This window comes from Microbacterium sp. CCNWLW41, from assembly GCF_037083505.1.
On sequence record NZ_JBAOJP010000009.1, the window covers coordinates 26,111 to 39,711 of the forward strand.

The 13,601-nt window shown below is 68.5% G+C and carries 11 protein-coding genes; 8 read left to right on the forward strand and 3 right to left on the reverse strand.

Annotated elements, in window-relative coordinates:
• Window positions 1-12: 12 nt before the first annotated feature.
• The 8 genes from folP (at window position 13) to V6R91_RS26690 (ending at window position 7,044) form a co-directional block, all read left to right on the forward strand.
• A complete protein-coding gene (gene folP / locus V6R91_RS26655; protein ID WP_336397714.1) occupies window positions 13-891 on the forward strand; it encodes a dihydropteroate synthase in 879 nt (292 codons plus the stop codon).
• 5 nt (window positions 892-896) lie between these two features.
• Window positions 897-1,664: a pyrimidine reductase family protein gene (locus V6R91_RS26660; RefSeq protein WP_336397715.1), complete on the forward strand. Its 768-nt coding sequence runs from the start codon at window positions 897-899 to the stop codon at window positions 1,662-1,664.
• Window positions 1,661-2,773, forward strand: a complete 1,113-nt coding sequence (tal, locus tag V6R91_RS26665; RefSeq protein ID WP_336397716.1) for a transaldolase — start codon at window positions 1,661-1,663, stop codon at window positions 2,771-2,773. The genes V6R91_RS26660 and tal overlap by 4 nt, the downstream gene beginning before the upstream one ends.
• Before the next feature lie 164 nt (window positions 2,774-2,937).
• Window positions 2,938-3,471 (forward strand): DUF488 domain-containing protein, encoded by a 534-nt coding sequence (locus V6R91_RS26670; protein ID WP_336397717.1) that lies wholly within the window; start codon window positions 2,938-2,940, stop codon window positions 3,469-3,471.
• Entirely contained in the window at window positions 3,468-3,743 is a 276-nt protein-coding gene (locus V6R91_RS26675) for an MGMT family protein (protein ID WP_336397718.1), read from the forward strand. The genes V6R91_RS26670 and V6R91_RS26675 overlap by 4 nt, the downstream gene beginning before the upstream one ends.
• Window positions 3,733-4,389, forward strand: a complete 657-nt coding sequence (locus tag V6R91_RS26680) for a uracil-DNA glycosylase family protein (protein ID WP_336397719.1) — start codon at window positions 3,733-3,735, stop codon at window positions 4,387-4,389. Before V6R91_RS26675 ends, V6R91_RS26680 begins: the two co-directional genes overlap by 11 nt.
• A 619-nt stretch (window positions 4,390-5,008) precedes the next feature.
• Complete coding sequence (locus V6R91_RS26685) at window positions 5,009-6,406, forward strand: sensor histidine kinase (RefSeq protein WP_336397720.1); 1,398 nt, start codon at window positions 5,009-5,011, stop codon at window positions 6,404-6,406.
• Window positions 6,400-7,044, forward strand: a complete 645-nt coding sequence (locus V6R91_RS26690) for a response regulator transcription factor (protein ID WP_336397721.1) — start codon at window positions 6,400-6,402, stop codon at window positions 7,042-7,044. The genes V6R91_RS26685 and V6R91_RS26690 overlap by 7 nt, the downstream gene beginning before the upstream one ends.
• On the opposite strand, the gene V6R91_RS26695 is transcribed toward V6R91_RS26690, so the two are convergent.
• The 3 genes from V6R91_RS26695 to V6R91_RS26705 all read right to left on the reverse strand — a co-directional run bounded on the left by V6R91_RS26695 (window position 7,022) and on the right by V6R91_RS26705 (window position 13,595).
• Entirely contained in the window at window positions 7,022-7,330 is a 309-nt protein-coding gene (locus V6R91_RS26695; RefSeq protein WP_336397722.1) for a DUF6907 domain-containing protein, read from the reverse strand. The genes V6R91_RS26690 and V6R91_RS26695 overlap by 23 nt on opposite strands.
• 118 nt (window positions 7,331-7,448) lie before the next feature.
• Entirely contained in the window at window positions 7,449-12,113 is a 4,665-nt protein-coding gene (locus V6R91_RS26700) for an OmpL47-type beta-barrel domain-containing protein (RefSeq protein WP_336397723.1), read from the reverse strand.
• Window positions 12,114-12,269: 156 nt separating this feature from the next.
• Window positions 12,270-13,595 (reverse strand): flavin monoamine oxidase family protein, encoded by a 1,326-nt coding sequence (locus V6R91_RS26705; RefSeq protein WP_336397724.1) that lies wholly within the window; start codon window positions 13,593-13,595, stop codon window positions 12,270-12,272.
• Window positions 13,596-13,601: the final 6 nt, after the last annotated feature.

Consider the following 13,601-nt stretch of genomic DNA (forward strand, 5'->3'; position numbering starts at 1 on the left):
AGGGATCCGGCGATGATCCATCAGATCGGCACACGCCGGTTCGACTTCACCCGGGAGGTGGTGGTGATGGCGATCATCAACCGCACCCCCGACTCGTTTCACGATGCGGGGTCAACGTTCGCCTTGAAGACCGCCGTAACGCGAGCTGTGCAGGCTGCCGACATCGGCGCCGGGTGGGTTGACGTCGGTGGCGTCCCGTTCGGTCGAGGAGTGCAAGTCAGCACCGAGGCGGAGATCGAACGCGTGGTGCCATTGATCACGGCGATCGCAACCCGCCGCCCGGACGTGGTGATCTCCGTCGACACCCACAAGGCGGACGTCGCGCGAGCAGCGGTCGATGCGGGCGCTTCGGTTGTGAACGACACCAGTGGCCTCGCAGATCCGAAGATGGCCGCAGTGGTCGCCGAAACCGGGGCGCACATCGTGATCACCCACAGCGTCGGACCTCCCCGGCAAGAAAAACCCGCCGCGCACTTTGCCGATGTCGTCGCCGAGGTGCGCCGCTTTCTCCTCGAACGCGTCGACCGGGCGGAGGCGGCGGGAATCCCGCGGGACCGGATCATCGTCGACCCCGGTCACGATCTGGACAAGAACACCCTGCATTCGCTGGAGATCACCCGCCGGTTGACCGAGTTCGCTTCCCTTGGACTGCCGCTGCTGGTCGCGGTGTCCCATAAGGACTTCATCGGTGAAGCCATCGACCGCCCTCGCGGGGAACTGCTCGCGGGAACCCTCGCGGCGATGACGGCATGCATCTGGCAGGGCGCGCGAATCGTGCGGATGCACGACATCCAAGCGGCAGTGGACGCCGCCCGGATGACGGCAGCGATGCTCGGAATGCGACCACCGGCCCGACTCGCCCACAACACTCACCCCACCCGAAACGTGTGACACCCATGACTGCCGACATCGACCGGTTGTGGCCCTCCCCGGCGACCGCGCTGAATGATGATGACCTGCTCGCACGGCTGACCTTCCCCGCCGATCGGGCCTGGTTGCGGATGAATTTCGCCTCCAGCCTGGACGGTGCAGCGACCCGGCAGGGACGCTCCGCCGGCCTCGGCGACACCGCCGATCATCGCCTGTTCAACCTGCTGCGCTATCACGCCGACGTGATCCTGGTCGCGGCGGGGACGGTCCGTGCGGAAGGATACGGGGCAATGCGAGTCGATGAGGCGGCGGCATCGTGGCGGGTGCACCGCGGGCTCCCCCCGCATCCCACGTTCGCTGTGGTCTCTCGCAGCCTCAACCTCGACCCGGCATCGCCGATCTTCACGGACGCACCTGTGCGTCCCCTGGTGTATACCGTCGCCGATGCCGACCCGACGCGGAGGCACGCTCTGGAAGACGTAGCCGATGTGGCCGATGTGGGTCTCCGCACGGTCGATGCTGTCGAGCTGAAGCGGGACCTGGCCTACCGCGGTCTGCCGCGGATCCACTGCGAAGGCGGCCCGAGCTTGTTCGGCTCTTTCCTGGCAGCGCACGTCATCGATGCGTTGCATCTGACCGTTGCCCCGACACTGGAGGCAGGGTCGGCGAAACGGATCACCGATGACACCCGCTTCAGTCCCACGGACATGGAGCTGGTCACCGTTCTGCGCTCCGGCAGCGAACTCCTCCTTCATTACATTCACCCGGACTATGCGCAGAGGAGTCGGCCATGAGCGACCCGTTGACCCAGCTGAATGACGCAGGAGTGTCGATCTGGCTCGACGATCTCTCGCGTGACCGGATCGACTCCGGCAACCTCCGCGACCTGATCGACCACAGTCATGTCGTGGGCGTGACCACCAACCCCACGATCTTCGCCAATGCACTCACGGTCGGGAACCACTACGACCCGCAACTGCGAGAGCTGGCCGCCGCGCAGACCGATACATCTGTGGCCGTCTTCGAACTGCTCACCACCGATGTTCGACTTGCCTGCGACATCCTGGCACCGGTCTTCCAGGCTAGCGACGGCGTGGACGGGCGGGTGTCCATTGAGGTCGCCCCCGATCTTGCCGATGACACCGCAGCCACCGTCGCATCGGCGCGACGCATCTGGGGCGCGGTGGACCGGAAGAACTGTTACATCAAGATCCCCGCGACCCCGGCGGGATACCCGGCGATCCGCCGCTGTCTGGGCGAAGGCATCGACGTCAACGTGACACTCATTTTCGGGCTGGAGCAGTACGACGCGGTATTGGACGCGTTCATCGGCGGGCTCGAGGACGCGCGGGACGGCGGCCGGGATATCTCCACGATCCATTCGGTGGCCTCGTTCTTCGTCTCACGGGTAGACACTGAAGTCGATGCGCGGCTTCGCGCGCGGAACGCTCCGAAGGAACTGTTCGGACAGGCGGGGATCGCGAACGCGAGACTGGCGTACGCCGCCCACGAAGCGAAGTTCAGCACGGACCGGTGGGCAGTGCTGCAGAAGAGCGGGGCGCGGCGTCAACGGCCGTTGTGGGCATCCACCGGAGTGAAGGATCCCACCTACCGGGACACCATGTATGTCGAGGAGCTGGTCGCTCCCGGCACGGTGATGACCCTGCCGGAACCCACCCTCCGCGCTGTCGCCGATCACGGCATCATCACCGGCGACCGGATCACCGGAACCCGCACCGACTCCCGCGACGTGTTGGACGCCGTCATCGCTGCGGGAATCGACTACCCGGACGTGATCGCCACTCTCACCCGGCAAGGTATCGAAAAGTTCCAGAGCGCATGGCGCCAGGTCGCCGTGACGGTCGCTGTCGGACTGGTCCACGGCAACGGAACCCAGACCTGAGGAGGAAGCACCCATGTCCACGGTGACAGCCCGCGACCCTGTTCGAGGGGAACAGCGGACTCGGCAAGACCACCCGGAAGGTCCTGAACTCGTGGTGCGGCGCGGCGCTGCCCCGCAGACATCAGCTGGGCCCCTGAAGGTCCGTTGAGCACCACCCTCAGCACATGATGATCATCCATACCATCGGTCACTCGACGCGAGGCTTCGACGATGTCGTGGCCATGCTCCGCAGCAACGGGGTCACTCAGCTGGTGGACGTGCGTTCATTCCCGTCGTCGCGGAAATTCCCGCAGTGGGACCGTGAAAACATTCAGAGCGCGCTCCCACCCGACATCGGTTACCAGTGGATGCGGCAACTCGGGGGCCGCCGGTACACGCCCGCGGGCGTGCCGAGCCCGAACGGCGCGTGGCGGGTGAAAGCATTCCGCGACTACGCCGATTACATGGGCACCGACCAATTTCACGCCGGCGTCGATCAACTGATCCGCCTCGCGGGCCACTCGTCGCCGGCCATCATGTGCAGCGAAGCAGTCCCGTGGCGATGCCATCGGCGATTGATCACCGACGCTCTCCTGGTTCGCGGTGTCACCGTCTCTCACATCATGTCGGCGACTGCGACACGGCCCGCTGAGCTCACCCCGTTCGCCTGCGTCCACGACGGACGCATCACCTACCCTGACCTGGAGGTCGCCGCATGAATACTGTGGAAGAGGTTCGTCGCATCGTCAACACCACCCCGCCAGGCCAGGTCATCACCTACGGCGAGATCGCCGCGTTGGTCGGGATCACCCCCCGGCGGGCAGGACGGCTTGTGGCCGACCTGGATGAAAGCAGCCCCTGGTGGCGGGTGGTGTACCAGGACGGGTCCACGGCCACCTGTCACGGTGGCGTCGCAGGGAGTCTGCTCGCCGCAGAAGGCACGCCGCTGCGTGGGGACAGAGTAGATATCGGACGAACACGTGCTCCGTGACACCGGTCCGGACCGGTTTGCGCTGCTTCGGCAAGACCTGGTCAACGATCACACCAACAAGACCCTCCGAGAATTGGGCTGGGACCCGGTTTACACGGCGGGCCCGGCCGCGCGCATCGCCGTCATCGGACAAGCACCCGGCCGGCGCGCGCAAGCAAGCGGTCTCCCCTGGGATGACGCCAGCGGGGCAACGCTCATGCAGTGGCTGGGTGTCACCGAGGAACAGTTCCGCGACCCTGACAAGTTCGCTCTGCTCCCGATGGACTTCTACTACCCCGGACCCGGCCGATCCGGATCAGGTGATGCCCCACCGCGGCGAGGCTTCGCGGCGCGGTGGCACCCGCCACTGTTCGCGCTGATGCCCGACATTCGCTTGACGCTGCTGATCGGCAGGTACGCGCAACAGGCCTACCTGCCGGTCAGGAGCGCCCAAACCCTGACCGAAACGGTGCGGAACTACCAGGACCACCTGCCCGCCCATTTCCCCCTGGTGCACCCCTCACCACTTAACTTCCGCTGGCATTCCAGAAATCCCTGGTTCCTCACCGACGTCGTTGCCGACCTGCGCCGACACGTCGCGGCCGCGCTGCACCCGGACACCGGTGACGCGGAACTCACATCCGGGACGCCATCGCTGACGGCGTGACGACGTCCCACCGCGTGGCGTCTGGGGTGTCCGCGCAGCGGCCATCATCAACGCGCGAGCGTTGCCAGCCTTGGTGCGAACGCTCGTGGTCGACCGCCTCATCCCGGGAACGGGACGGCGGGGTGATGAGGACTGCGGGCTACGACGGAGGTTCTTCCTGATCGTCCGCGGATCGGGGTGCCGGATCGGCCGGTGGAGGGAGAGCGCCTCCTTCTCCTGCCCACCGGTGTAACTGCTTCTCCGGCACGGCGGTGGACTCATGCCAACAGCCTCACCGCCCCCGCCGAAGAGCGGGAGTCCCTGATGAGGGGTGTACCGAGAGGGCACCCTTCGTCCGCACTCACGGGGCTGGCACGAGACGCTTCCAGCATTCGATCGTGGGCCCCGTCCGCCAAGGGGGTCGCAGGTCCGAATCCTGTCATCCCGACAGGAAAAAGGGATCGGCATCAGCGGGTCCCTTTCGTTCTCGGATCCGACGATTCCCACGACACTTGCGTGGGGATACAATCGCGGAACGGGAGCGGCTCCAGGGGGGTGGCCGCTCGGGGAATCATCCGGGGTGTCTTCATGGGGGAAGCGGATCACCGCTGTTCGGCGTCGCCTGAAAGGCGACTGCCACGTGACTGACAGGAGTCTGACGGCCGCAGGGTGCGCGGTCGGCATCGCCGTCACTGCGCTCGTGCTGTGGAGCCCGATCGTCTCATTCGGCTACAGGAATCCGTCGCTGCATCTGGTGCTCGACACCGTCGACGCCTGCGTCGCCCTCCTCGTGGCGTACCTGGTCTACGGGAGGTACAGCCGCGCGGGGCGGCTGCAGGATCTGCTCCTGTGCGTGGGGCTCGTTCTCCTCGCGGTGGCCGGCCTCGGGCTGACCGCGGTGGCGGGCGCGCTCCTCACCGAGCCCACCGGCCGGTTCGAGGTGTGGCTGCCGATCGGCGTCCGCGTGCTCGGCGGGCTGCTGATCGTCGCGGCGGCGCTCGTCCGTGACAGGTCTGCCCGACAGCTGGTGCCCCACCGACCGGCGACGACTGTGTTCGGCGCGGTCGCCTTCGCGGTCGTGCTGTGCGCGCTCGCCCTGTGGTCTGTGCGGCTGGAGCTGCCGCTCGCGCTCGACCCCGCGTACATCCCGACGTCCACCGACCCGCCGTTCGCCGGAGCGCACCCGCTTCTGATCGCGGGCCAGGCCGTCGCGGCGGCATCCTTCTTCATCGCGTCCGCGTCCTTCACCGTTCAGGCGACCGAGCGGGACGACGAGCTGCTCCGGTGGCTCGGTCCGGCCTGCGCCCTCGGCGGGTTCGCGCGACTCAACTACGCGCTGTTCCCTTCGCTCTACACCGACTGGCTCTACACGGGCGACTTCCTGCGCACAGGGTGCTACCTGCTGCTGCTCATCGGCGCGATGCGCGAGATGAAGTCCTACTGGACCGCTCAGGCGCGGGCCGCCGTGCTCGACGATCGTCGTCGCCTCGCGCGCGAGCTGCACGACGGCGTCGTACAGGAGCTCGGCTACATCCGCGCCGAGAGCCATGCGCTGCCGACGGGCTCGCCGAACGCGCTCCGCATCATCGCAGCGTGCGACAGAGGGCTCGACGAGGCGCGCTCGGCGGTCAACGCGCTGGGCCGAACCGTCGAGGAGGAGCCCTTCGGCTTCACGCTCCACCGCGCGGTGCGCGAGCTCTCCGAGCGCTATCGGGTCAACCTCGAGGTCGACGTCGACGACTCGATCACGGCCGATTCCGACCAGCGTCATGCGCTCATGCGGATCGCTCGCGAGGCGGTGTCGAACGCCGTCCGCCACGGCAAGGCCGAGCGGATCTGGGTGAGGCTGAGCCGCGACGGCGGTGCGCGGCGACTGACTGTCGAGGACGACGGGACCGGGTTCGACGTCGACGCGACGATCGCGGCCGGTTCGGGCTACGGCCTCATCAGCATGCGCGACCGGGCCCAGGGCCTGCCCGGCGTGCTGAGCATGGAATCGCATCGGGGCAAGGGGAGCGTGGTGACGGTCGCATGGTAGGGGAACGTCCGATCGAGGTGGTGCTGGCCGACGATCACGCGCGCGTCCGCGCCCAGGTGCGCGCCGCGCTCGAGGCCGGCGGCTGCGTCGTCGCCGCAGAGGGCGCCAGCGCCGAGGAGGCGGTCGAACTCGCCCTCGCACACCGTCCCGATGTGGTGCTGCTCGACATCCACATGCCCGGCAACGGGATCACCGCCGCCCAGCAGATCAGCCGTCAGCTCCCGGACGCCGCGATCGTCATGTTGACCCAGTCCGCCGACGACGATGACCTCTTCGACTCGCTCCGGGCCGGGGCATCCGGCTATCTGCTCAAGAGTGCCGACCCCGCGTCGCTTCCCGACGCCCTGCGCGGTGTACTCGCGGGCGAGGCGGCCATGCCGGCCGCTCTGGTGACGCGCATCCTGAACGAGTTCCGTCGGCCCACACGACGCCCGTTCGCGCGTTCGTCGGCGGTTTCGAAGCTGAGTCCACGCGAGAGGGAGGTCATGGAGCTGCTCGCGCAGGGGCTCTCGACCGAGGAGGCCGGCAAGCAGCTGTACCTGTCGCCGACCACCATCCGCGTGCACGTCTCGACGGTGCTGCGCAAGCTGCAGGTGAAGGATCGCGCCAGTGCGTTCAAGCTGCTGAACGAGGGATAGCGCCGACTTCCGCGAGCTGGATGAGGGATGCCCCGAGCTCGGCGGCTTCTGCGAGCGAGTACTCGCGCGTGCCGACGATCACGTACGGTCCGTCGGCCTCGTCGGTTCGCGGGTCGACCGACATGCACAGCCGGGCGATCACGTCGTCTGCCAGGACGAGCGGCTCGCTGACGTGGAGCCAGTCGTCCTCGCCCGCGGCGGCGCCGTGACGGGTGCGGCACCACGCCGGGCAGGTGCGTTCCCCGACCGAGGCGGCCCGGTCGACGTCCATCTCGTCCGGAGTCATGAGTGCTCCTTGTCGGGTCGCCGTGAGCCACGAGGGCGGGGCTCCTCGTCCCCAAGCGAGGAGCCCCGCAGACCTCCTCCGTCCCCACGAGGAGGAGGTCCGGCCTTCGGTCCGCGCGTCAGCGCAAACCGATGTTGACGTAGTACGTCTGCCCGTCGTCGAGCTTCAGACCGATGCGCCAGTAGTTGCCGCCTCCGTTGCCCGTCTTCCAGTTGTAGATGTACTGCTGCGCGGTGGCGTCGTAGCGGTACGCGGTGCCGCTGTCCGCCGTCGCCGGGTAGCTCGTCTCGTCCACGGGTGCCGACGTCGCACTGCCCTTGACCGGCGTCAGCCAGACCGGTGCGGTCGCCGACTGCACGACCTTGCCGGCGGCGTCCTTGAGCTGGAACTTCACGGGCACGGTGCTGCCGGCCTTGAAGATGCTCGTCGAGACGCCGACCTGGTGGGCCGTGTCGTTGATCGGCTGCAGGAACCCGTCGAACCGGTAGGTCACCGTGTACGAGCCGGTGAGGATCGTCTGGTTGCCTGCGTTGTCGGTGGCGGTCGCGGTGTAGGAGAACGTGCCCACGCCGTTCGCGGTGCCGCCGGTGACCGAGACCACGCACGACGCGAGGCCGGAGACGTTGTCGGTCGCCGTGCAGGTGGCCGCGGGCGCGGATCCGAGCACGTAGATCCCGCCGGCCACGTTCACGCCTGCTGCTGTGAGCGTCGGCTTCTCCTGATCGATCCGGATGCCTCCCAGCACGGCCGAGGCCGTGTTCCCGGCCTTGTCCGTCACTGCTCCTGCCGGCGTGTTCAGGCCGTTGGAGGTGAGGACCTGGGGATCAGGGCAGGTCGCCACACCCGACAGTGCATCGGCGCAGGTGAAGGTCACGGTGACGGGGCCGGTGTACCAGCCGTTGGCGCCGAGCTGTCCTGCCGTGATCGCGGTGGTGATCGTCGGCGCTGTCTTGTCGAGCTTCACCGTCACGCTGTCGGTGCCGACGTTGCCGGCGGTATCGGTGGCGGTTCCGGTGACGACCTGGCCGGCGGTCTCCTCGGAGACGAGGACGGGTTCGCTCACGCTGCTCACGCCCGAGCCCGCGTCGTCGTCCTTCGCGGTGAAGGAGACGGTCACGTCAGCCATGTTCCACTCGTCGGCGTTCGGCGCCGGCGAGAGGGTGTGCTTCACGGTCGGGGCGATGTTGTCCCACTTGAGCGACACGGTGTTGGGCGACTCGGCGTTTCCGGCGTGGTCGACCGCGTAGTAGCTGACGGTCCCGCTGCCGGTTCCCGTCAGGGGGACCGTGGCCGTCGCGCTCGCACCCGCCGCGCGCTGCGGCGCACCTCCGTTCACCGCGTACCAGATCTCCTTGACCCCGGAGAGGCCGGCCTGGTCGGTGGCGGTCAGGACGACACCGGCGGTGGCGGCCGTGCACCAGCCGTTGACCTTCGTGCACGTGTTGTCGCTGAGGGTCGTCGGGGCGGTGCCGTCGATGTTGATGCCCTCGACGGTGATGCCCGCGGCCTCGTTGCCCGCCTCGTCCCCGGCGCTGCCGCTGGTGGCGCTCTTGTTCGCGCCGTCGCCCGAGACGACCTTGCTCGTGGGGCACTGCGCCACGCCCGACAGGTTGTCGGTGCAGGTGAAGTCGACGATCACCGAGGAGTTGTACCAGCCGGCGGCGTTGGGTGCGGTGGAAGGGTTCCCCTCGATCTCGGGCGCGGTGCGGTCGATCTTGACGCCGGTGACCGAGGCGGGATCGCTCGTGTTGCCGGCCTTGTCGTCGATGGTGACCGGCCCGGCGCCGAGGTCGTCGCCTTCGCCGGTGATGATGCTTGCCGTGGGCTGCGAGGCCGGGTCGATGCCCGACAGTCCGTCATCGCCCTGCCATTGCACCGTCACGTCGTCGCGGTACCAGCCGGCCCCGTTCGCAGCCGGCAACACGCCGGCTAGCGTCGGCTTCGTCTTGTCGATGTTCACCGGACCGACCGTGGTGCTGTTCAGGTTCCCTGCGTTGTCCCGCGCCTGCCCAGCAGCGGTCTGCCCGGCTCCCTCATTCTCAAGGAGGACGTCAGGCGCGCAGCCGGCGATGTCGGACTCGGCGTCGGAGCAGGTGAACTTCACCGTCACGTCGTCGTTGTTCCAGCCGAAGGCGTTGGCCGCAGGGATCGCCTGACCGGTGATGGTCGGGAGCACCGTGTCCACGTTGATCGTGAGGCTCTGCACCACCTCGATGTTGCCGGCGATGTCGACGCTCCAGTACGTGACCTCGTGCGTGCCCGTCGACAGGTTCTCGGTGAACTCCTCGCCGTAGAGCTGCGGGTCACCGCCGTCGATCGTGTAGTAGGTCGCCGCGACACCGGAGTGCTCGTCGGAGGCGTCGAACGCGAACGGGATGCCGCTCGTCACGAACCAGCCGCTCGCCGGCGAGATCGGGTTGATGACCGCCGTCGTAGGAGCGGTCGTGTCGACCTTCACCTCGATCGCCGGCCCGGCCTGCTCGACGTTGCCCGCGGCATCCTTGCTCCAGAACGTGACGGTGTGCTCCCCGTCCGCTGTGATCGAGAACACGCCGGAGTACTCCTGCGCTGCGCCGCCGTCGACGGTGTAGAGGGTGGATGCCACGCCCGAGAGGTTGTCGTTGCCGGTAAGGGTCACCTCCACCGCCGCACTGTGCCAGCCGTCGTCACCCGCATCGGCGAGGGAAGCGGTCGTGACCGGGGCGGTGCGGTCGATCCGGATGCCGGACGCGGTCTCAGTGGCGGTGTTGCCCGCGACATCGATGCAGCTCGCGGTGTCGGACAGGTTCGCACCCTCGCCATCGACCACCCTCGTGCCCGGCGCGTCCCCGACGCCCGATCCGCCTTCGTCGGTGCACGTCCACACCACGGTGACGTCGCCGGCGCTCCATGCCGTGGAGTACTCAGCGGTGAGCACGGGAGCCGTCGTGTCGACGTTGATGCCGGTCACGGTGGTCGAGGCGCTGTTGCCCGCGGCATCCGTCGCCGTCCCCGACGCGGTCTGACCCGCACCGTCGCTCAGCACAGCGGCCGGCGAGAGGCTCGCGATCCCCGACAGGGCGTCTTCCGCCGAGAAGCTGACGGTGACGTCCTCGTTGTACCAGCCGGCGTCGTTCTTCGTTCCTCCGACGGTCGCGGCGATGGTGGGGGCGGTCTTGTCGACGCGGACCGTGGCGGTGTCATTCGCGGAGTTGCCCGCATTGTCGGTCGCGGTGCCCACGACGTTCTGCTCACCCTCGTCCGCGACGATCACGTCGGCGCTGCAGTCGGCGAGCCTCGAACCGCCCTGGTCCTCGCACGTGAACGAAACAGTGACGTCGGTGTTGATCCAGCCGGCGCCGGTATAGGTGTCGGGGTCGAAGACGTGGCCGATGGTGGGCGCCGTCTTGTCGATGTTGACCGTCGCGGTGTGGAAACCCTCCTCATTGCCCGCGGCGTCCACGCTGCGGTAGGTGATCGTGTGCGCGCCCTCGGTGCTGAGCGAGAACGTCGTGCCCTGCTGCACGGCGCCACCGTCGACGGTGTACTCGGTGCGGGCGACGCCCGAGAGGTTGTCACCGGGCGTGAGGACGACCGTGACGGCCCCGTTGACCCAGCCGTTCGAGGCGCCGGAGATGCCTGTGGTCGGCGCGGTCCGGTCGATTTTCACCGCCGGGCTCGTAGCGGTCGTCGACAGTCCGGCGCCGTTGGTGACGGACTGCGTGCTCGTCAGAGCCGTGCCCTCGCCGGTGATCGTCGTGTCGGAGGGCTGCGTCGGGACACCCGACTCGGCGTCGCTGGCGGTCCAGTCGATCACGACGTCGCCCTGGTACCACCCTGCGGGGTTGGGCTGGGTGGTCGGCGAACCGCTCAGGATCGGGGCGCTGGTGTCGCCGGCCGGGGAGGTCGAGGAGGCCGTCGCCGTGTTGCCGGCGGCGTCGGTCGCGGTGCCTGTGACGGTGGTGTTCGGCCCGACGGTCCGCGAGTTGGTGGTCGAGCCCTCGGCCAGGCAGGAGGCGACGCCCGACGTCGTGTCGGAGCAGATGAAGGTGATGGTCGTCGTGCCGTCGGCGTTCTGCACCTGCGATGCGGTGATGGTGGGGGCCGTCTTGTCCACGCGGACCGTGACCGCGCCGTTCCCGACGTTGCCGAGGCGGTCGGTCGCGGTCGAGGTGGGGGTCGAGATCCCGTTGCCTGAAACGGTTGCCGAAGCGGGAGACGGGCCGGTTGCGACGCCTGACCCGTTCAGGCCGTCAGAGGCCGCCCAGGTGACCGTCGCGTTCGCGTTGTTCCAGCCGGCAGCGTTCGGCGCAGGCGAAACCGTTGCCGTGAGCGTCGGCCCGGTGTTGTCCACCACGTAGGAGGCGTCGAGCGTCCGCGTCTGGCCGGTGCATTGGTTCTGCGGGTTGATGCCCGGGGAGGCGGCCACCGTGACCGTGCGCACGCCCTCGATCGCTCCCGCGGCCAAGGACGAGAACATCCACTGCGACTTGTCGCTCGGCGAGCGGTCGCCCGCGGTGAGTGCGCCGGTGACATCGACACACCTGGTGTCGGATGACGTGCTCACAGCCAGGGACAGTGTCGCACTGCTCTTGGCGTACAGCGTTCCGCCTACGACCGCGAAGACGCCGGTCTGACCGGAGAAGACCGCGGTGGTCACGCTCGATGCGAACGCGGCCGGCGCGCCGAGCCCGGCGATCACGAGGGCCAGCACGGCCGCGATCACCGCCCAGAGGGTCCGGCGCTTCCGCGGCGGCGATGCTGACGCGTCGTTGCGGGCCGCGAGCAGGCGTGACGAATCCATGGCGTGTCCTTCGGATGGAGCGCCGGCGGGAGCGCGATTTCGGGTACTCCCCGAACATATGAGCCGTGTATGGGTGTGACTACGCCCGGAGCGTTCAAATACCTGAACGCAGAGGCAACGGCGCGTTCAGATCCATAAACGCCGCCGTGTCGGGCGTCAGTGCGCCCAGGCATCCTCGATCGCGACATCCCGTCCGAGCACGTGCTGCGCCGCACGGTGCCCCGAGAGCATGGCGGCCGAGACCGTCGCGGGGTCGTCGGTCCACGTCGCCTCGCCGGCGAGATGCAGCACGCCGCCGATGGGCGTGGCGAGGTCGTCGTGGTCCGAGGTCGTCGAGCCGACGGTCATGAAGGCGTAGGAGCCGTGCGACCACGGGTCGTCCTGCCAGTCGGTCACGTGCACGGAGGTCGGGTTTGCCACGCGCTCACCGTAGAGGCGCCGCAGCTGAGCGAGGATCGAGTCGACGATCTCCTCCTCGGTCCAGTCCCGCGTCTCCACCGCCGCGGGACCGGCGGCGAACGTGAGCAGCGTCGGGGTGCCGTGCAGCGCGGTCAGGTCGTACCACGAGTGCCACCAGCGGCCCTCGTCCCCCTGCTGCCGGATCGCGTACACGCCGTCGTCCCAGAACTTCGTCGGGAAGCGCAGGAACACCTTCTCGAACGCGTTCATGCGCAACCGGCCGAGCGCTCCCGCGACCGGCTCGGGGAGGGCGGGCTCGATCTCGAGGTCGCCGGACTGCAGCACGCCGACCGGCACGGTCACGATCGCGCTGTCCGCCGCGAACAGCCCGTGGTCGGTCGTGACGAGGACGCCCTCCGCTGACCACTGCACTCGCGACACCACGTGGATGAGCCGGATGTCGAGGCCCTCGGCCAGCCGCCGCGGCAGCCGGTCGTAGCCGTCGGGGAAGACCACCTCGTCGCCGTCGATGACATCGTCGTCGAGGCCGTGCGCGGCGAGGTCCTCGATCCATGCGCCGTACTGCTCCTCGGTGCGGTGCTCGAGGTATTCGCGGACGCGCTGCGTGCGCTCGGCGTCCCAGCCCTGGGCGTCGAGCGCGGCCTCGGTGACGTCGCGATACGACGCATCGGGAGCCGATGCCGCGACCACATCGATCAGCGCCCGGTCGACGGTGTGGATGTCGGCGATGTACGCCCGGGTCGCGGCATCCGTCAATCGCACGCCGTCGGGCCCGTAGTAGGCGATCGGGCGACTGTCTGGCTGATACCCGCCGACGGTGAACTCGACCATCGGCATGCCGAACGCCTCCGCCGCCGCGGCGACGGGGGAGCCGGTGATCCCGTGGATCCACGACGCGCCCATGTCGGTCGTGAGCCCGTACCGGCGATCGGTCGAGATGCGCCCGCCCACCCGGTCGCGGGCTTCGAGCACCACGACGCGGCGCCCGGCCCTCGCGAGCAGCCGCGCCGCGGTCAGTCCGGCGACGCCTGCGCCGACCACGATCGTGTCGAAGCGCTCCATCGTCGA